The organism is Maribacter confluentis (genome assembly GCF_030505015.1).
Classification (GTDB): domain Bacteria; phylum Bacteroidota; class Bacteroidia; order Flavobacteriales; family Flavobacteriaceae; genus Maribacter; species Maribacter sedimenticola.
The window spans coordinates 3,225,702-3,245,164 of record NZ_JAUKUC010000001.1 but is presented as its reverse complement, the minus strand read 5'-3'; the positions used below and the strand labels follow the sequence as shown (position 1 = coordinate 3,245,164).

Here is a 19,463-nt window from a genome sequence, read left to right as displayed (position 1 = left end):
ATACTAGGTAGTTTATTTCATACAATAAATACCTGGTGGCTATTCACTTATAATAGAAAACCCCCATAGTTCTAATATGGGGGTTTTACGTATAGTAAGGTTATTAGGGTTATAACTCTAAAAGCCCATTGGTTTTTGTAACACCTGCGGCACTCTCCTGCATTTTAGCTTTCTCGGCATCGCTTAAAGGAATATCAACTATTTTTTCAATACCGTCCTTACCTAAGATCACCGGTACACCAATACAGATATCGTTTAGGCCATACTCACCTTCCAACAAAGAGGAACATGGGAACATTTTTTTCTGGTCACATGCAATGGCCTGTACCATAGATGATACTGCAGCTCCTGGCGCGTACCATGCACTTGTACCTAACAATTTGGTCAAGGTTGCACCACCAACTTTGGTATCTTCCGCAACCTGCTGTAATCTCTCCTCCGATAAAAATTCAGAGACCCTAATACTATTTCTTGTGGCGTGTGAGGTCAACGGTACCATACCGGTATCACTATGGCCACCTATGACCATACCATCAATATCAGATATTGGAGCTTCCATTGCCTCTGCCAATCTATACTTAAATCTAGCACTGTCCAAGGCACCGCCCATACCAATTATCCTGTTTTTTGGAAGACCGGTGGTTTTATGTACCAAATAGGTCATAGTATCCATTGGGTTACTGACTACTATAATAATTACATTTGGTGAATGCTGTAACAAGTTACTGGATACCGTTTTTACGATACCTGCGTTTATCCCTATCAACTCTTCCCTTGTCATACCCGGTTTTCTTGGAATACCGGAAGTAATTACTGCGATATGACTATCTGCAGTTTTTGCATAATCATTTGTACTGCCCGTAATTTTGGTGTCAAAACCCATTAACGATGCAGTTTGCATCAAATCCATCGCTTTTCCTTCAGCATATCCTTCCTTAATGTCCAAAATAACCACTTCAGAGGCAAAATCCTTGATAGCAATGTATTCCGCACAACTAGCACCTACTGCGCCTGCACCAACTACTGTAACTTTCATGTATGTCTATTTTTATGAATTAGTATTTATTAAATGGAAACTACCCATCTTAATATATTGATTTTATCAGCTCAAAAATAGGTATTTATTGACGAATTTCGGTCGGGAACGCCTTATTAAATTCTAGAATAGGGGTTGTAAAAACATCGATTAAATGCACATGTTGTTAAAAAAAAAGACGCTTTAACGAAGAAATCGGAAAATTGATGCAGTACATCGAATTTTAGTAATAACGCAAAAAGCATTGCGTTAATAATTGTGGATCCCAAATCCAACATAAATTAACCTACTTATGACTAAAAAGTTCCTCTCTTTGGTGGCTATTTGTGCCGTCATATTTTTGGCCAACTGTTCTAGGATAGAACAGAACAACGATCCCATTATTGGAATATGGTCGCAATCCAAAATTGTACCCGCAGAAAATTCATCTAAACAAACGATCCGTAAAGAATGGATATTCAATGATGTCTATTTAGGTAGATACCATGAAATTAACGGTACTACCATTTCCTTAAAAACCGATTTTAACTGGTCCAGACAAGGAAACACCTATACTATAGAATATAGGGGCCTTGACGGTAAACCAACCCATATCATTACCATAGTACAAGCCGATGATGGCACTACTTACCTTGAAAGTAACGAGGGAAGTACGTTGGCCGTTAGGGAATGAACGATTTTAACAGGGCCATGGGAAAAAGTCTGTCTGGAGCAATCTAGGCAGGCTTTTTTATTTTACCCTAATTTTGGCAGCATGACAACAAACAGTATCAGATTCTCTGTAAAACTCCACAAAAAATCCTTAAAGAATGCTCTTTAAGGATTTTTTATCAATGTATAACAAAACCTTATTTTGGTCTTTTGGCATTCATTATCTAAAACCAAAATTTATACCCAAGGTAGCAGTATTGAATTCTCCTAAATTATATTCCGCATTAAGCCTAAAAAAGCCCAGTTTAAGTTTTGTACCTACGGTACCGGTTACACCACTTACTTTTTTAGTTATGGAGAATGGGTCAATAAATTCCTCTGAAGTCAAGGGACCTTCCGTAACCCTATAAGTACCCAAAACGTCTGTAACAGATTTTCCCGAAACGTATCCTAAGCCACCATAAAAATTTATTATAGGGAGTTTTGTGGATACTACCGCACTAAAATTCCAACTATTGATGTTGGATTCTATACGCTGGTTTTCACCTTCCGCAATATTAACGTTTTCCAAATTATAATCCCCGGAAATATTGGTATACCCAATTACCGCAGAAATTGCTACGGGCAATATCTTATCCGCAGGTAACAATTTGGTAAAATCATGCTGTAAACCAATACCTACTAAACCTACAGAGGCATCTTCATATTCCATTTTGGGCAGAAAACGTGCCTTTATTTCCATTCCTTTGATTAAGCCTACACTTGCTTGAATATAGCCAGATGGCACAAAATCCACCCCTTCACCGGAAAGTCCGGATGGTAGTGTAAACTCTTTTCTTGTGGTAAAGCCAGCTACTTCACCTTCTACATATACCCTTGTACCTGTTATATCTCCCAAAGCCGTAGAAACCGCTCTAGCCGTACCAGGGTTCTCTACAAAATCCAGATTCTGATAATCGTTGGGATCAAGGATAAAGGTTTTCTTATCGGTCTTATTTTTAAATCCGGTTATATTACCAATAATTGAAATCTCAAACCCACCCAAAGGCTTTGCATCTGCAGTATTGTACCAACCTGTGGCCAAACTATAGACCACACTTTCGGAAAGGGGTTCCATATAGTCCGTGGTAAACTGCTCCGCATCTTCAACACCTGCTGCAAATACATCGTTAAAATCTGTTTGCGCCATGAGGCCCAATGATGTACATAAACATAAAACTGTAAGTAACTTCTTCATTTTTATAATTTTAGCTAAAAATAAAAAACCTGCGTTTTAAGCGCAGGTTTTTGTTGTGTAACTGGTATTTTCTATGTGTCAATGTTTGCATATACTGCATTCTTCTCAATAAATTCTCTCCTTGGAGGAACTTCATCTCCCATAAGCATTGAAAAGACACGATCGGTTTCTGTAGCATTATCAATTTGAATTTGACGTAAGGTCCTGAATTCAGGATTCATGGTCGTATCCCATAATTGCTCCGCGTTCATTTCCCCAAGACCTTTGTATCGCTGTATGCTTACACCACCACTGTAACTATCCGCTATGGCATCACGTTCCTTATCACTCCATGCATATTGCTTCTTTTGACCTTTCTTTACCAAATATAAAGGCGGTGTTGCAATATATACATGTCCACTTTCTATGAGTTCTCTCATATATCTAAAGAAGAACGTTAAAATCAAGGTTTCAATATGGCTACCATCCACATCGGCATCACACATGATAACTACTTTATGATACCTTAACTTATCCAAATTTAAAGCCTTGCTGTCATCTTCCGTACCAATGGTTACACCCAGAGCGGTATACATATTTTTAATTTCCTCATTTTCAAATACTTTATGTTGCATAGCTTTTTCAACATTCAATATTTTACCTCGTAAAGGAAGAATGGCCTGGAAATTACGGTCACGGCCCATTTTGGCGGTACCCCCCGCAGAATCTCCCTCAACTAGGAATATCTCACATTTTTCAGGGTCTTGCTCAGAACAATCCGACAGTTTACCCGGCAGTCCACCACCGCTCATAACATTCTTGCGCTGAACCATTTCACGCGCTTTGGAAGCCGCATGCCTAGCTTGTGCCGCAAGGATCACTTTCTGTACAATGGTTTTTGCATCATCTGGGTGCTCCTCCAAATAATCCGTCAACATCTCTGACACTGCTTGGCTTACCGCTGCAGATACTTCACGGTTACCTAATTTTGTTTTGGTCTGTCCTTCAAATTGAGGCTCAGAAACCTTTACGGAAACAATGGCCGTTAATCCTTCGCGAAAATCATCCCCTTGGATCTCAAATTTCAATTTATCCAGCATACCTGAAGCATCGGCATATTTTTTAAGGGTAGACGTCAGCCCCCTTCTAAAACCGGATAAATGCGTTCCCCCTTCATGGGTATTTATATTGTTTACGTAGGAATGAAGGTTTTCCGTATAACTAGTATTATAGATCATAGCTACTTCAACGGGAATATCGTTTTTTTCCCCTTCCATGGCTATTACCCCTTGTATCAATGATTCTCTATTACCGTCCAAAAATTTGACAAATTCCTTAAGCCCTTCATTAGAAAAGAACGTTTCATTTACATACTCGCCCTTTTCATCTTTTTGACGCTTATCGGTAATACTAATGGTTACCCCTTTGTTCAAGAACGAAAGCTCACGCATTCTGTTCGCCAAAGTTTCATAACTATATTCTATGGTCTGTGTAAAAATGGTATCGTCTGGATGAAAGGTTACCTCCGTACCCCTTTCCGTAGTCTCTCCAATTCGTTTTACGGGATATAAGGCTTTACCCCTTGAATATTCCTGCTGCCAGATTACGCCGTCCCTATATACCGTTGCAGACAAATGATCAGACAGTGCGTTTACACAAGATACCCCAACCCCGTGAAGTCCACCGGAAACTTTATATGAATCTTTATCGAACTTACCTCCGGCACCAATTTTGGTCATTACGACCTGTAATGCGGAAACACCCTCTTTTTTGTGCAAATCCACAGGTATACCCCTACCGTTATCCTTGGTGGTGATAGAATTGTCCTCGTTGATGATAACGCTGATTGTATCACAATGACCGCCCATTGCCTCATCAATGGAGTTATCCACTACTTCATAGACCAAATGGTGCAATCCCCGTACCCCAACATCACCAATATACATGGATGGACGCATACGTACATGCTCCATACCTTCCAAGGCTTGAATACTATCCGCCGAATAATTTTTCTTATTTGCTTCTTCGCTCATAAAATTAAGGTTGTTTTACTTCAAATTTTGCAATCTTACAAATATACGCAATACCCCATAGAATATAGTGTTTCTGACCATTGGGCATTGGTAAGTTATCAACAATAATTGTGGAAAATTAACAATTACAACGTATTACCCGCCCATATGTATCTGAACACTCCCATATACACCATTAATGGCAATACTGGACTTCTGGCTCACCTTATATAGAAATAGAAAGCATACCTAAAAGAAATATATTCTAGTGTAGCAATATGTTAAGCAAATGCTTAAAAATTAACATTCAATCCTAAGAAATGACTGTATTGATTACAATTTAAACGGTATCCGTTTCTATTGTGTTTTTTTAAGATTTACTTTACATATAGCCTGTAACTTAGTATTATAATCATAAAACAAGTTATCATGAATGAAGAACAATTTAAAGGAAAATGGAACATTGCAAAAGGTAAGCTAAAACAAAAGTATGGCAACCTTACGGATGATGATCTTACCTATGCCGAAGGAAAATCAGATGAGTTACTTGGTAGAATACAGGAAAAAACAGGGGAATCTAAAGAAAAATTAAAGAATTTTATAGATGCCCTATAATGTGGTAGGATTAAATTAAAAGCCCGTCCAAATATATTGGCCGGGCTTTTTTTATCAGCTAATCATTAATTTATTAGTACGCATCTGTATGTACATTAGCGACCGCCCTTCCAGATGGATCGTTCATATTTTTAAATGCCTCATCCCATTCTAAAGCAATTTGGGTACTACAAGCCACGGAAGCTTCCTGAGGAACACAAAGTGCCGCTGCATCCGATGGAAAATGCTCTTCAAAAATTGAACGGTAATAAAACTCCTCTTTTGATGTAGGCGTTTGTAATGGAAACCTGAATTTGGCATTGGCCAATTGCTCATCGCTCACCTCTTGGTTTACCACTTCTTTCAGCGTATCAATCCAACTATACCCTACTCCGTCTGAGAATTGTTCCTTTTGTCTCCATGCCACACTTTCCGGCAGCATATCTTCAAAGGCTTTACGTACCACCCATTTCTCCATACGTTCCCCATTGATCATTTTATCCTGTGGATTAATGCTCATGGCCACATCCATAAATTCTTTGTCCAAGAACGGCACCCTACCTTCAATACCCCAAGACGCCAAGGATTTGTTGGCCCTTAAACAGTCGTACATATGCAATTTGCTTAACTTACGTACAGTTTCTTCATGAAACTCCTGTGCGTTGGGTGCTTTATGAAAGTATAGGTAACCCCCAAACAATTCATCTGCACCTTCACCGGACAATACCATTTTTATACCCATAGATTTAATGACACGCGCCATTAAGTACATTGGTGTAGAAGCACGTATGGTGGTAATATCATATGTTTCCAAGTTGTATACCACATCTTTAATGGCATCTAACCCTTCTTGTATGGTAAACTTTATCTCATGGTGTACGGTACCAATATGGTCCGCAACCTTTTGGGCAGCAGCCAAATCTGGCGAACCTTCTAAACCTACGGAAAATGAATGCAATTGTGGATACCAAGCATCTGTTGTATCTCCACTTTCTACACGCTTTTGAGCATATTTCTTGGCAATGGCCGAAGTAACGGAAGAATCAAGACCTCCTGACAACAATACACCATAGGGAACATCTGACATTAATTGCCTGTGTACCGCAGCTTCAAGGGCTTCTTTTATTTTTTGAATGCTGGTTTCGTTTTCCTTAACCGCATCATACTCCATCCAATCCCTTTTATACCATCTTTTTAATTCCCCGTCAGAACTATGTAAATAATGTCCCGGAGGAAAAAGTTCTATTTTTGTACATGTACCTTCTAGGGCTTTTAACTCAGAGGCAACATAAAACGTACCGTTCTTGTCCCAACCCATGTACAAAGGAATAATCCCCATATGATCACGGGCAACGAAATATTCATCTTTTTCGGCATCATAAATGGTAAATCCAAAAATACCGTTCATTTCATCAATAAAATCGACACCCTTTTCCTGATACAGAGCCAAAATAACCTCACAATCAGACTCGGTCTTAAAATCATAGGTACCTTCAAATTGCTTACGTAATTCCCTATGGTTATAAATTTCGCCATTTGCGGCCAGTATCAATTTACCGTTTGGACTCAATAATGGTTGCTTACCCGAAGCCGGATCTACAATGGCTAAACGCTCATGCGCCAATATTGCCTTATCATCTGCATAGATTCCACTCCAATCCGGACCTCTATGTCTTATTTTCTTTGACATTTCCAATAGTTGAGGCCTAAGTACTTCAGTACTTTCCTTAACATCAAATGCACATACTATTCCACACATAATCTGATTATTATAACATTTCGAATACAAATATCTATTTATACTTTCACATAACAAACAGATATGACATATATACTTACAATTTAAAACAATAAATTCTATTTTTACTTATGATTAAAATAAAAGCTTACAAAAAACTTGCCACTTCATTCAATATTGTAATAATAAAAATTTAACCTCCTTTTACTATTCATACTAGTGGAATCTCCTTAATTTTGGGCCACTTAAAACAAATAGAATTATGAAAAAACTAACTTTACTAGCAACTTCAATGTTTGCGCTTCTACTAACAACGGTAGCTACGGCGCAAGATTTTTCAGGAATGGACAAAAGTCCTATGGACATGGCCGCTTTTCCTACTGATTACAAAATAGCGGATAAAGCTGTACGTATTATTTACAGTAGACCACAATTAAAAGGCCGTTCTATGGCAGAACTTGCTCCTGCCAATAAAGTATGGAGAACCGGTGCCAATGAAGCCCCTGAAATTACATTTTATAAGGATGTAAACTTTGGCGGAAAGGACATTAAAGCCGGGACTTACGCCTTGTTCACCATGCCAGGTGAAAAGGAATGGACCGTAATTTTAAACAAAAAATTAAATCAATGGGGTTCTTATTTTTATGATGAAAGTGCAGATGTTGCCCGTATTAAAGTTCCAAATGGTAGCGACACCTCTTCAATAGAGGAATTTTCAATTGCCTTTAAAGAGGTTGAAGGTGGTGCCCATATGGTAATGGGTTGGGATAAAACCAGGGTAGCCGTACCTATTATGCTTTAAAGTAAATTATCCATACTATTTAGAAACCCCGGTTAAAGTTTTAACCGGGGTTTTTATTTCTTTAACGTACTATACCGTTTACGAAAGTCTGCTCCGCACGAATATTGGGTATATTTTCTAATGGGGCCGTCATTAAATCTTCACTATAAATGACAAAGTCCGCAAATTTACCGGGCTCAATACTTCCCTTTTCGTTCTCTTCAAAATTGGAGTATGCCGCCCAGATGGTCATGCCCTTTAAAGCTTCTTCCCTGGTCAACGCTTCTTCCATATGAAAACCATCTTCTGGGTAACCACTGGTATCCCTTCTACCTACTGCTGCGTAAAAGGTCAAAAACGGACTCACATCCTCTACAGGGAAATCAGTCCCTAAGGCAACCATGCCCGCCTTATTCAAAAGGGTCTTATAGGCATAGGCACCTTTAACACGATCGTCCAATCTGTCTTCTACCCAATACATATCGCTCGTAGCATGTGTTGGCTGTACCGAAGGAATTATACCTTCTTTAAAAAGGTCAAAATCCGTTGTTTCCAACACTTGGGCATGTTCTATTTTCCATCTTCTGTCGGTAGTTCCTTCCAATACTTTTTTATAGGCCCGTAAAACCGCAATATTTGCTGAATCACCAATAGCATGGGTATTCATTTGGTATTCTGAAATTGCCAATTTATTGGCCAAACGATTTAATTCCTCTACAGAGGTTACCATAGCACCATAGTGTGCCGGCAAATCGCTATAAGGTTGTTTTAATGCCGCACCCCTAGAACCCAAAGCTCCATCTCCGTAGACTTTTACGGAACGTACGTTCAACAGATCGGTCTTTACAGGTCCTTTATTGATAAAATAATCAACATCTTCCTTGTTATTGCTAACCATGGCATATATTCTGATGGACAAATCACCGGCCTGTTGTAAACTATCGATCAATTCTATTGTTTCCCTATCTATACCGGCATCGTTTACCGTAGTGAGTCCATGATTCAAACAAATTCTTTCGGCATCCTTTAATGCTTTTATTTTTTCCTGTTTGGTCGGCAAAGGCATAATACTATCTATAAGCAACATAGGATTATCAATAAGAACTCCGGTAATACCGGAAAAGCCATCTTTCCATTTTTTTTGAATTTCCCCTCCATCTACCTTTGTACTCCAGTCTATACCGGCCATGTCCAACGCTTTTTGGTTTACCAAATAGGCATGACCATCTACCCGTTCCAAAACAACAGGTATATCGGGAAAAATGGTATCCAATTCCGCTTTGGTAGGAAATTCCTTTTCCTCCCAATCATTTTGGTCCCATCCCCTGCCCCTTAAAAATGATTTAGGATTTGCGTTATGGAATGCCCTGACTTTTTGTAATACTTCATCAAAACTTGTGGTCCCCACTAGATCCACCACCTGCTGGTTTAGCCCTAAACCATAAAAATGGCAATGCGCATCAATAAGTCCCGGTGTAATTGTTCTGCCATCCGCATCGATCAGTTGATCAGAGGTATATATATCCCTAATTTCATCATTGGTGCCCACAGCCAAAAATTTACCATCATGAACCGCAAAGGCTTGGGCTTTACCAAAATTTTCATCAACCAAATACACATTGGCATTTACGATGATAAGGTCTACCTTCTCTTTAAAATGTTCACATCCGGATATCACAACGAATAGAAGAAGAAGAAGAATAAGTTTTTTCAAAATTGGGAAGTTTAGTTGAACAACAATATAGTTAACATCATTTAAAGATGTCAAAATAATATTGAAAACTAAGGAAATTTTAAAAAAGATTTAAATCTTTAACGCACAGGTACTTGGCGTTTACCATAAATCTTGCTAGCGCCTTTTGCAGAATAACTTTCCCCAAATATACGATTGCCATCCAAAAGAAGTACAAATGAAACTCGTTCAAGCCCATCAATATTGACATTAAATTTGATGGCGTTCTCATTGATTTCAACATCTTGACCAGTTAAAACCCCATTTTTGAATTTCATGGCAACATCATAGTTACCATTTTGTTTGGTTACGAACAATACGCCGTCCTTATATACTTCACTGATATTTTCGTTACCAAATGAAAAGCGCCAAACTCCCAAAGCACTGTCCGGTGAATGCTTGCCGGCAGCTACAATTTTATCTTCGTTTTTTAAATTTAAACTATCATTCATTACAGATGGAGCAAGAAGTATAACTTGAAGAAAAATGATAATTTTAATTACAGTGTGCGATATAAGCATTGGATTCAACATTCAATTATGTTCTTAAAACGTATGTTTTAACATAATATTTTATGTGCCAATTGCTTTATAAGGCGCTTTACGGATGTTAGGAGCGGTTATTTTTTAGACTTAGGGGCTTTTTTTTCCTTAATCTTTACGTAAATAAGTTTTTTACGTCCTTTAGAATCTTCCCTGCGTTCAATTTCAAAATTGGGAATGGAGTTGATTAATGGGGTCAACTTTTGAAAACCATAGTTTCTAGAGTCAAAATTGGGTTGCTTTTTTTGCAGCAAACTACCTACATCTCCTAAAAAGGCCCACCCATCATCGTCAGCGACATCATCTATGGTGGTTGCTATAAAACGTAGTGCTTTTGGCGTAATCTTATCTACGGTATTTTTAGTAGCCGGAGTTTCGTTTTTGGTATCTATAGACTCTTCCTCTGTTCTACTCTTCAATATTTCTATATAAATAAACTTGTCACAAGCAACAATAAAAGGATTAGGCGTTTTACGCTCGCCAATACCAAATACCTGCATACCGGCCTCTCTCAACCTTGTTGCCAAACGGGTAAAATCACTATCACTACTAACAATACAAAAACCATTGACCTTACCTGAATACAAAATATCCATGGCATCTATAATCATGGCCGAATCCGTTGCGTTCTTACCTTGGGTATATCCATATTGCTGGATCGGGGTAATTGCATTTTCAAGTAGCACGTTTTTCCATTTTCCCAAACGCGGATTGGTCCAATCCCCATAAATCCTTTTTATGGTTGGATTACCATATTTGGCAATTTCCTCCATCATTTCCTTTACATATGCAGATGGTATATTATCACCATCTATCAATACTGCCAAATTTAAATCCATAAGGTTGTTTTATGTAAAGATAAGCGGTTTACCCTGTAATAAATAACGTTATAAAATTGATTCTTAATTTAACATGCCGCCATTGGCTAATAAGCGATGTTGGGACATACGTACTCCATGATTTAAAACTTTAGTCTAATTTATTTATGATCCGCAAAGTATTCATCTATAACATCCTGAAGAATTTCATGGGTCAACGGTTTATTTTTAAATCCGTCAATCGTTGAAATGGAGTCTGATTTATTTTTATCATCTGGGTTTAAGGATGTGGTAAGCATTACCAATACTATCTTACTTCTTTGCTCAACACTTAAATTCTCATAGCCTTCCAAAAATTCCCACCCATCCATGCCAGGCATGTTAATGTCAAGAAATATAATATCTGGTCTTGGATATGCTACAAAATCCGTTTGCTCCAAATACTTTAAGGCATCATAACCACTTTCCAAATCAACAATCTTCTCGGTAATCTCTGCCTTGTTGATTACGCGTTTATGAATATAGTTGGTGGCATGGTCATCATCTATGAGCAAAATGCAACTTAATTTCTTTTTTAAAGGTATCATAATGGTTATGTTTTAAGTGTAAAGAAAAATTTACTTCCTTTTCCCAAGGAAGATTCTACCCAAATTTTGCCTCCATGCAAGTCAATAATCTTTTGGCAATGGGCCAGGCCTATACCCGTTCCATCATATTCATTTCGTGAGTGCAATCTTTTGAATATTTTAAAAATTTTATGTTGATGTTCCTTGGAAATACCAATACCGTTATCCGCTATACAAAACTGTATTTCATTTTGTTTTTTAAGGGAGCTTATCTTTATAATAGGACTCACTTCTTTTTTACCAAACTTTATGGCATTCAAAATAAGGTTTAGAAAAAGTTGGCGTACCTCATCTTTATATCCCATTACCGCAACATCCACAACATCATATTCTATGAGTGTATTGGTTTCAGTTATTTTTAAACTTAAGTCTTTTTTTAGATTTTCTATTATTTCTATAAAATTAACCTGTTGCATTTCTGCATCTTTTCCAATTCTGCTATAATCCAACAATGCCTTGACCAAATTCTGCATTCTTCCGGTAGCTTCCAAAATAAAATTTAAGCTATCCTTTCCTGTCTCGTCAAATTGAGTTCTATATTCATTTGATAGCAGCTCAGAAAAACTGGTGACCGTACGTAAGGGTTCCTGTAGGTCATGTGAAGCTATGAATGCAAACTGTTCCAGTTCCTTGTTTTTAGCCTCAAGCTTTTCCGCATAGGCAATCCGTTCATTTTCAATTCTCTTGAGTTCAGTAATATCTGTCCAACTAAATCGCTTAAAGGCTATGGTACCATCATTGTTCTTTGATGAGGAGACATTTAAAATTACATCTATGGCCTTACCTGAATTAGTTTTTAATTGAAGTTCCGCATTTTTGATACTCTTACCCTCGTTATATCCCTTAAGGGAATTCCTTAAGTTGGCTAAACTATTTTCATCATGTAAAAACTCTATGGACCTTCCTAAAATTTCATCTTTGGAATACCCTAATTTATTTGCAAGGGTTTCGTTACAACGAATTACCTCATTATTATTTTTAATACTAGCCAGCATCTCATTGGAGTTTTCATATAAGGAGCTATAGATACGTTCACTGATCTCTAGTTCCTTCTGGCTCTTTAACAATGCCTTGGTCCGTTCAAACACCTTCTTTTCCAGAAGTGATAATACCTTTTCCAAACCTGCATAACCACTTTTTGCCGCCGATACCAAGGTAACACATACCCAAACTACGATTATGGCTATGAACGTATTGAACCCTTCTAGACTTCCTTGTGGTAAGGACGCTGATTTTTCCGTCATACCAAGAATTATCAATATAGTACATAATATTCCTATATAAATAGATATGTTTTTTGTGGGAAGTATCCAACTGTATAATATAACCAAACTATAAATGGCCCCTATAGCAATGCTGGAAGGTACATTAATATCTATAATGTAAATTATTGCCGCAATTAAGAACGCAATTGAAAACAATATGGCATTCTTAACATATAAAGGCGTTGATTTTTGATTGGCCATAAAGGAAACCTATATTTTCAGTTGTTTTTTCAACTGAGATATTTCAGCATCCTTTTCTTCCAATTCCAATCTTAATCTTGAATTTTCAAAATCATCTTCCGAATTTGGTGCTTTCGCATCCAACAATTTGGGCAAATCACGGATCAAAGCAAATACGGTCGCAAAACTTATTATTGCCGTTAAGAACCGTACCAAAGCACTTAACCTATATGCTGGCCACCAGAAGATTATTGCATCTAGAATATGAGTGGCGCCACATAAAATTATAAAAGCGGCAAAAAGCCAAAAAACAGGTAAAAAAGGCACTTTGGGTCTTTTTTGGACAAACCAAATTATTACGACAGGAATAATAAAGTAAGCCAACCAAATGGCTACATCACTACCTACGTACAGCCATCCATGAAAATCGCTCCATTTACCACACACCCATCTTGGCGGCCAATCAGATGTGTCAAAAAGTTGCTGCAAAAAAGTTATAATTTCATTCATATTCAACCTTTTAAAATTTTAACTAAAAATTGGATCAATTCTATTGCGCTCACCTTTTCCTACAACAAAATACTAATATAGTACAAAAGATGTTGTAATACCCTAACTGTTCAAGGTCTATATGCATTAAAACAATTCCTATTATGCCTATAGGATTCAATAATTAGAAGAATGCTTTAAACAAAAAGTTATTGAGGATTATTAGCCTTTATTGAGCCAATGGCCAGAAAGAGCAAAAAGGCCAATCCTAAAAAGCCGACCATTTTGTAAGAGCCAAAAGTAGAAAGACAAAAACTGAACACGCTCGGCGCCAATGCACTTGCCAATATTAAAAAACTCATAATTTTACCTGTTATACTCCCTAAATGTGTCCTACCAAAGAAACGAGGCCATGCTACTGCATTCAATACCGCAAAAAAACCACCAAGTGTGCCAAAGCCAGCAATTAGCATAGGTACACCAACCGGAGTAGATAACAATAAAAACCCCAATGAGGCCAAAATACCTCCCAATAACATTAAATAGAGGTATAATTTTAAGGGCAGATAATCACTTAAAAAGTTAAACAAAGTAGAAACGGTTACCGCTACAACAGAGCCGGGCAAGAAAATTGCAATGGCATCTTCCTTTACAAATCCCTGTAAGGTAAAAATGGAAACAATATGAAAAGTAAGACCCGTGATAAAAAAACTATTAAAGGCCAAGGTAAGTCCGTACATCCAAAAGGCACGCTCTTTTTTGGCTTCCTCTAACGTAAATTGTTTGGGTACGGTAGTTTTCCGTTGCTCTTGCGTATTTAAATGATTGACACCATCGGGCAGCAAACCGTGCTTTTCTGGTGATATTTTATAAAAAAGGAATATCAAAATGCTAAAGAACAATAATCCTAAGGCCAAAAACTGCCAAGTTTGCGACCATCCATAACCTTCGATCAAACCATTGATCCATAAGGGTGAAGACGAAAAACCAAAAGAAAGGGCAACGCTACTAAAAGAATTGACCTTACCTCTATTTTTATCGAACCAGATCATTATTACATTCCTGGATGCCATTGTCAATACACCTTGACCGGCAAAGCGTAACATAAAAAATAATATAGTCATTAATACAAACGGCACAACCCAGGTATCAACGGATAACAACTCCTTAATATACGTACTCATGGACGCTGACCATGAGCATAAAAATAGGGTCAACCCTAAAGCAAGTGCCGCAAAAAAGGCTACATAGCGCGCCCCATAAACATCAAACCATACTCCTGCCCTACCAATCACCAAAGAGCTAACAATGGTCCCTATCATATATGCATTACTAAACTGATTTCTAGATAGGCCCAAGGCATCTTTAACCGGATCGGTAAAAACAGAAACACCAATAGTCTGCCCGGGTATACTGCAATAAATACCAATAGTCCCTATTACTAGAATAACATACCCATAAAAAACGGGACTTTTGGAGGGATCTATTAGTTGCTTTTGAAACAGGTGGTTAAACATATGCTGGTTACTGACAGTAAAAATACACCATAGCCACTAGCCCATAAAATTAACGGCCCAAGGAAACTTGAGAAAATCGTTATAAAAATTTTAAAAAAGGTAAATGTAAGGTCTAAGATTTTATACCTAACTTTCTAAACCTAACAACATAAATTTCAACTATGAATACTTGGAAATCATTCTTACTATTAACAACAATCATTATTATGGCGTGTTCCAATCAAGGATACGCACAGGAAAGGGAGTTCTACGAACTTAAAACCTATACCATAAAAAACGAGGATCAAGAACAACGTATGGACCACTATTTGGAAAAGGCGTACCTACCTGCTTTAAAAAGAATGGGTATACCCCACATAGGTGTATTTAAAATGCATAACGACAAGTTTATACCTAGCAATAAAATATACATTTTAATACCTTATAAATCACTTGCCGAATTTGAAAGCATCGAGAAATTGTTGGCATTGGACAAAGCCCATTTAACCCAAGGTGCAGATTATATTAATGCTGATTTTGACAATCCACCCTACGAGCGCATTAATTCCGTGTTAATGCGTGCTTTCCCTGATATGCCCAAAATGAGACCTACTACCATTGAAGGCCCAAGGAAGGACAGAGTCTATGAACTAAGAAGTTACGAATCTCCTACTGAAGCCCTGTACAAGAACAAGGTACATATGTTCAATGAAGGTGGAGAGATTGAACTTTTTGAAAGTTTGGGCTTTAATGCCGTTTTTTATGCAGAAGTAATTTCTGGTGACCGCATGCCCAATCTTATGTATATGACCACATTTTCGGATATGAACAAACGAAATGCCTTGTGGAAAAATTTTAGCGATTCACCCAAGTGGAAAGAAATTTCATCCATGAAAAAATACCAGAACAATATGAACAAATTAGATAAAGATTTGTTGTACCCAACACCATATTCTGATTATTAATTAATTTTCCAAAATAAATTCTACACGCCGGTTGAGCAATCTACCGGCTTTTGTTTTATTAGAAGCTATGGGTTTAGCACTACCATGACCCTTAATATGAATTCTATCTCCTTGAATTCCATTTACGGTTAAGAAGCGACCTACCTCTTTTGCCCTCAATAGGGACAATTCCTTATTGAATATCTCTGTTCCAATGGAATCTGTATGGCCGGTGATGGTGATTTTAAAAGTAGGATTGTTTTTTAAATACTGCACAATACCATTCATTTCTTGCTGATACTCGGTTTTAAAGGTGCTTTTATTAAAATTGAAATGAACATCCTTGAAAACATGAACACTATCCAATTCATAATTGGGAGTGGACTGGTCCAAGCTATCGATGGGTGTGACCGAAACCATATCAAGATAATAATAAGACCCCTTGGTCAATTTTCTTTTGGTCTGATATTTTTGTGTTCTCCGATCGTTGTAAAAATTACCGATGATGATAAAGTTTTCTGTTCCATTAGCAACGAATTCCTTTGAAAGCTTTACCCATTCAACCTCATCCGCAAAAAATTTGGAATACTTAATTTCCAGTTTATTGGAAGTATCCCCTTCTACTTTTGAAAAATGCATATTTGATAGCACTTTTGAGGTCTCTATGGACACCGGAAATTCAGAAAAACGTATACCAAATTGCTTCACTGCAAAATCTGACCGTTCTGCCAGACTAATGTAAAACGTAACCGTATAACGTCTGCCCTTATCCAAGGTAGAAAACAGCTTGCCCTGAATATATTCCCTATAATTATCCGGGGCAAACATATAAAACCCTACATAGCCCTTCCCAAAATCTGCGGACTGTTGACCGTTAAAATTTTTAGGTGTCCCTATTGCGGTACTACAGCCATTAAAATAATCAGTAGAACCAAGGGTAGGCATATTCCAATCGCTAACATCTTGAGCTAGGTTTCCAAGCTTGACCGGGCATTGAACAAATTTTTCAAAACTTGGATTTACCACTACGTTCTGGCCAAGAACAGAAGTACTGCCAAATAACAAGAGTAGAACTATTATCTTATTTAGTGTGTTCAACAACATTGGGTCGGTATTGCACCCTAAAGTAGTAAAAAGTGTCCATAGGAAAGTTTTCTATACCTAAAACAAAAAAATGCCTTCCCAAATATGGAAAAGGCATTTTCAACAATCCAAAACCTAACCAAAAACCTTTTAGTTATTGTACAGATATAACGATGCAGCAGAAGCAAGGTCATTACTGACCGCTGGCGCAATATTACCATTTGCATTCAAGGCATCTGAAAATCCGAGAACCTTACCATTACCAATTTCGGCAATGAACACCGTTTTTGTATTATGATCATAGGCCACATCTATAGGATTACCCATCTGTGTCAATGAACCTGCTACCCTTGTCTGCTCAGAAAGTGCCAGTGCACCTCCATTTTCAATAGCACCCAATTTAGTTGAAAAATCTTGGGTTACCTGAAAACCACCGTCGGTATTGGCATCAGCAGCATCCCCTATATCCGTCATTACCAATACATCATCAGCTTCACTATAATCGACACCATGTGTTCTAACTATACCATCAACAGTAATTCGTTTAGTAGGTGTAATGGCCCCGTCTGTAGTATTCGTAGCCCAAAAGTCTTCATAGACCGCCAGATCACTCGTAGAATCCACTACAGCCAATAAAGTGTTCCCCATAAAGGTTATGCCCCAAGTATTGAAACCTGCATCGAACGTATTCAACAAATTAAAGCTTGAACCATTATACTCGTATACATAAAACTTGTTTTCAGTATTACTGGAAACAACTACCTTATTACCAAAAACGGCAATCTCCCTTGGGCTCTCTACATCTGAACCACCCGTAAAATCAGCAACTAAATTTGCTAAATCTGTAACCGCAGCAAAACTTCCATAATATTCCAAAGCCATTCCTGACCTTGATGCTTGTATAATAGCATCGTTCATGGCGTTGTAATAAATACCTTCAGAAGAATCCGAACCTGTAACTACTGTCTTAGTCAACATTCCGTTGGCATTATAGACACTAACATTACCATTTGCAGTACTTGTTACATATAAGCTAGTTGACCTAGCAGTAGTAGAATCGCCGGTATTACCATCAGTTTCATCACTACTAAAATAGATAGAGGATGCGGACGGTAAATCCTTATTGAAAGAAGGGGTTAGATTACCACCGGAGCCTATATCTGTATAACCTAAAACTTTTCCATTACCAATTTCTGAAATATACACTGCATCAGTTTCTGAATCATAAGCAACGTCAATTGGATTACCCATTAAAGTAGATGGTCCGGCAACACGTACCTGCATTCCTACCGGTAGCAATTCCCCATCTGAAAGTGCATCAAATTTGGAAGAAAAATCGGTAATGACATGAAATCCACCATCATCTATAGTATTTGCAGCATCACCAATATCGGTCAAGACCATAACATCATCAGACCCATCGTACACAATACCATGCGTTCTTACAATACCTTCAATTGTAACTCTTTTCGATGGTCTAACTATACCATCCGTAGCATTTGAAAGAAAGTTATAGAATACGGCCAAATCTCCTGTTGTATCCACTACGGCATATAGGTCATCTCCTTTAAAGACAATACCCCATACCGGAAATGGTACCTCAACAGTGTTCGTTAAGGAAAATCCTGTACCGTTCATTTCATAAACAAAAAATCTATTGGAACCATTATCTGCCACTACGTAAGTAGAACCATTAACTGCCATTTCCCTTGGGCTTTCCAGATCTGCACTACCCGTACCACTTGGTGCTACGACTGTACCGTCCATAAGCGTAGATACTTCTGAAAAAGCTTCCAATAACAAAGCGGACCTTGATGCCTGTACAACAATATCCGAAGATGCGTCATAATAGATACCTTCTGCAGCTGTAGTGGTAGTGACCAAGGTAACCAACGAATCTCCTGTAATACTGAATTTAGAAATATTACCATTTTGGTTATTGGTAACAAAAAGGTCTGTTCTACGACCTAAAACGGTCATACCGTCCTCACAAGGTACACATAAAGAACCTCCACAATCCACACCGGTCTCATCACTGTTCATAACGCCGTCTTCACAAGTTTCCGCGGTTGGAATTTCCATATTATCATCATCACTGCATGATGCAACAAATAACAATGTAATTAACATTGCACATAAATAAAATGATCTTTTCATACTTAATTGGATTATATTAATTAATAGTAGGGCACCCCTACCTACGAGAATACGCAACCAAGGTTTTAATCCAATTGTTAAATATTTATTAAAGAAAAAACCG

Annotated in this window: 17 protein-coding genes; 4 read left to right on the top strand and 13 right to left on the bottom strand. The window is 37.7% G+C overall.

Annotation, left to right across the window (positions count from 1 at the left end; genetic code table 11):
* Positions 1–109: 109 nt before the first annotated feature.
* The gene (gene mdh / locus Q2T41_RS14045) at positions 110–1,036 is read right to left on the bottom strand and encodes a malate dehydrogenase (protein WP_089259571.1); all 927 of its coding nucleotides are present in this window, start codon (positions 1,034–1,036) and stop codon (positions 110–112) included.
* 292 nt (positions 1,037–1,328) lie between these two features.
* Between mdh and Q2T41_RS14040 the strand changes: the two genes are divergently transcribed.
* Positions 1,329–1,709, top strand: coding sequence for a hypothetical protein (locus tag Q2T41_RS14040; protein WP_304436581.1), 381 nt, complete (start codon positions 1,329–1,331; stop codon positions 1,707–1,709).
* Between the two features lie 198 nt (positions 1,710–1,907).
* Here the strand turns inward: Q2T41_RS14040 and Q2T41_RS14035 are convergent, their stop codons facing one another.
* Complete coding sequence (locus Q2T41_RS14035) at positions 1,908–2,924, bottom strand: DUF6588 family protein (protein WP_304436580.1); 1,017 nt, start codon at positions 2,922–2,924, stop codon at positions 1,908–1,910.
* Between the two features lie 71 nt (positions 2,925–2,995).
* On the bottom strand, positions 2,996–4,936 hold the full coding sequence (gyrB, locus tag Q2T41_RS14030; RefSeq protein WP_089259568.1) for a DNA topoisomerase (ATP-hydrolyzing) subunit B: 1,941 nt from the start codon (positions 4,934–4,936) through the stop codon (positions 2,996–2,998).
* Between the two features lie 408 nt (positions 4,937–5,344).
* Here gyrB and Q2T41_RS14025 point away from each other — a divergent pair, with 408 nt between their 5' ends.
* Positions 5,345–5,530, top strand: coding sequence for a CsbD family protein (locus Q2T41_RS14025; protein ID WP_089259567.1), 186 nt, complete (start codon positions 5,345–5,347; stop codon positions 5,528–5,530).
* A gap of 73 nt (positions 5,531–5,603) precedes the next feature.
* On the opposite strand, the gene asnB is transcribed toward Q2T41_RS14025, so the two are convergent.
* The gene (asnB, locus tag Q2T41_RS14020) at positions 5,604–7,268 is read right to left on the bottom strand and encodes an asparagine synthase B (RefSeq protein WP_089259566.1); all 1,665 of its coding nucleotides are present in this window, start codon (positions 7,266–7,268) and stop codon (positions 5,604–5,606) included.
* A gap of 241 nt (positions 7,269–7,509) precedes the next feature.
* Between asnB and Q2T41_RS14015 the strand changes: the two genes are divergently transcribed.
* On the top strand, positions 7,510–8,049 hold the full coding sequence (locus Q2T41_RS14015) for a DUF2911 domain-containing protein (RefSeq protein ID WP_304436579.1): 540 nt from the start codon (positions 7,510–7,512) through the stop codon (positions 8,047–8,049).
* A gap of 61 nt (positions 8,050–8,110) precedes the next feature.
* Here the strand turns inward: Q2T41_RS14015 and Q2T41_RS14010 are convergent, their stop codons facing one another.
* The 7 genes from Q2T41_RS14010 to Q2T41_RS13980 form a co-directional block, all read right to left on the bottom strand.
* Complete coding sequence (locus Q2T41_RS14010) at positions 8,111–9,742, bottom strand: amidohydrolase (protein WP_304436578.1); 1,632 nt, start codon at positions 9,740–9,742, stop codon at positions 8,111–8,113.
* 98 nt (positions 9,743–9,840) lie between these two features.
* Complete coding sequence (locus tag Q2T41_RS14005; RefSeq protein WP_304436577.1) at positions 9,841–10,293, bottom strand: hypothetical protein; 453 nt, start codon at positions 10,291–10,293, stop codon at positions 9,841–9,843.
* Positions 10,294–10,379: 86 nt separating this feature from the next.
* On the bottom strand, positions 10,380–11,141 hold the full coding sequence (locus tag Q2T41_RS14000; protein WP_304436576.1) for an NYN domain-containing protein: 762 nt from the start codon (positions 11,139–11,141) through the stop codon (positions 10,380–10,382).
* A 140-nt stretch (positions 11,142–11,281) separates the two neighbouring features.
* On the bottom strand, positions 11,282–11,707 hold the full coding sequence (locus Q2T41_RS13995; RefSeq protein WP_304436575.1) for a response regulator: 426 nt from the start codon (positions 11,705–11,707) through the stop codon (positions 11,282–11,284).
* 5 nt (positions 11,708–11,712) lie between these two features.
* A complete protein-coding gene (locus Q2T41_RS13990) occupies positions 11,713–13,212 on the bottom strand; it encodes a sensor histidine kinase (RefSeq protein WP_304436574.1) in 1,500 nt (499 codons plus the stop codon).
* Between the two features lie 9 nt (positions 13,213–13,221).
* Positions 13,222–13,701 carry a hypothetical protein gene (locus Q2T41_RS13985; protein WP_304436573.1) on the bottom strand — a complete coding sequence of 160 codons (480 nt, stop codon included), beginning with the start codon at positions 13,699–13,701 and terminating at the stop codon, positions 13,222–13,224.
* 188 nt (positions 13,702–13,889) lie between these two features.
* On the bottom strand, positions 13,890–15,197 hold the full coding sequence (locus tag Q2T41_RS13980; RefSeq protein ID WP_304436572.1) for an MFS transporter: 1,308 nt from the start codon (positions 15,195–15,197) through the stop codon (positions 13,890–13,892).
* Positions 15,198–15,358: 161 nt separating this feature from the next.
* Here Q2T41_RS13980 and Q2T41_RS13975 point away from each other — a divergent pair, with 161 nt between their 5' ends.
* Complete coding sequence (locus tag Q2T41_RS13975; RefSeq protein ID WP_304436571.1) at positions 15,359–16,141, top strand: NIPSNAP family protein; 783 nt, start codon at positions 15,359–15,361, stop codon at positions 16,139–16,141.
* On the opposite strand, the gene Q2T41_RS13970 is transcribed toward Q2T41_RS13975, so the two are convergent.
* A complete protein-coding gene (locus Q2T41_RS13970) occupies positions 16,142–17,218 on the bottom strand; it encodes an OmpA family protein (RefSeq protein ID WP_304436570.1) in 1,077 nt (358 codons plus the stop codon).
* A 135-nt stretch (positions 17,219–17,353) separates the two neighbouring features.
* The gene (locus tag Q2T41_RS13965; RefSeq protein WP_304436569.1) at positions 17,354–19,360 is read right to left on the bottom strand and encodes an NHL repeat-containing protein; all 2,007 of its coding nucleotides are present in this window, start codon (positions 19,358–19,360) and stop codon (positions 17,354–17,356) included.
* Between the last annotated feature and the right edge of the window lie 103 nt (positions 19,361–19,463).

What these genes read in the sequence shown, in the direction of transcription:
- Q2T41_RS13965 (WP_304436569.1), bottom strand. Translation starts at nt 19,360, where the DNA reads ATGAAAAGATCATTTTATTTATGTGCAATGTTAATTACATTGTTATTT.
- Q2T41_RS13975 (WP_304436571.1), top strand. Translation starts at nt 15,359, where the DNA reads ATGAATACTTGGAAATCATTCTTACTATTAACAACAATCATTATTATG.
- asnB (WP_089259566.1), bottom strand. Translation starts at nt 7,268, where the DNA reads ATGTGTGGAATAGTATGTGCATTTGATGTTAAGGAAAGTACTGAAGTA.
- Q2T41_RS14040 (WP_304436581.1), top strand. Translation starts at nt 1,329, where the DNA reads ATGACTAAAAAGTTCCTCTCTTTGGTGGCTATTTGTGCCGTCATATTT.
- Q2T41_RS14035 (WP_304436580.1), bottom strand. Translation starts at nt 2,924, where the DNA reads ATGAAGAAGTTACTTACAGTTTTATGTTTATGTACATCATTGGGCCTC.
- Q2T41_RS13995 (WP_304436575.1), bottom strand. Translation starts at nt 11,707, where the DNA reads ATGATACCTTTAAAAAAGAAATTAAGTTGCATTTTGCTCATAGATGAT.
- Q2T41_RS13980 (WP_304436572.1), bottom strand. Translation starts at nt 15,197, where the DNA reads ATGTTTAACCACCTGTTTCAAAAGCAACTAATAGATCCCTCCAAAAGT.
- Q2T41_RS14000 (WP_304436576.1), bottom strand. Translation starts at nt 11,141, where the DNA reads ATGGATTTAAATTTGGCAGTATTGATAGATGGTGATAATATACCATCT.
- Q2T41_RS13985 (WP_304436573.1), bottom strand. Translation starts at nt 13,701, where the DNA reads ATGAATGAAATTATAACTTTTTTGCAGCAACTTTTTGACACATCTGAT.
- Q2T41_RS14025 (WP_089259567.1), top strand. Translation starts at nt 5,345, where the DNA reads ATGAATGAAGAACAATTTAAAGGAAAATGGAACATTGCAAAAGGTAAG.
- Q2T41_RS13990 (WP_304436574.1), bottom strand. Translation starts at nt 13,212, where the DNA reads ATGGCCAATCAAAAATCAACGCCTTTATATGTTAAGAATGCCATATTG.
- mdh (WP_089259571.1), bottom strand. Translation starts at nt 1,036, where the DNA reads ATGAAAGTTACAGTAGTTGGTGCAGGCGCAGTAGGTGCTAGTTGTGCG.
- gyrB (WP_089259568.1), bottom strand. Translation starts at nt 4,936, where the DNA reads ATGAGCGAAGAAGCAAATAAGAAAAATTATTCGGCGGATAGTATTCAA.
- Q2T41_RS14005 (WP_304436577.1), bottom strand. Translation starts at nt 10,293, where the DNA reads ATGTTGAATCCAATGCTTATATCGCACACTGTAATTAAAATTATCATT.
- Q2T41_RS14015 (WP_304436579.1), top strand. Translation starts at nt 7,510, where the DNA reads ATGAAAAAACTAACTTTACTAGCAACTTCAATGTTTGCGCTTCTACTA.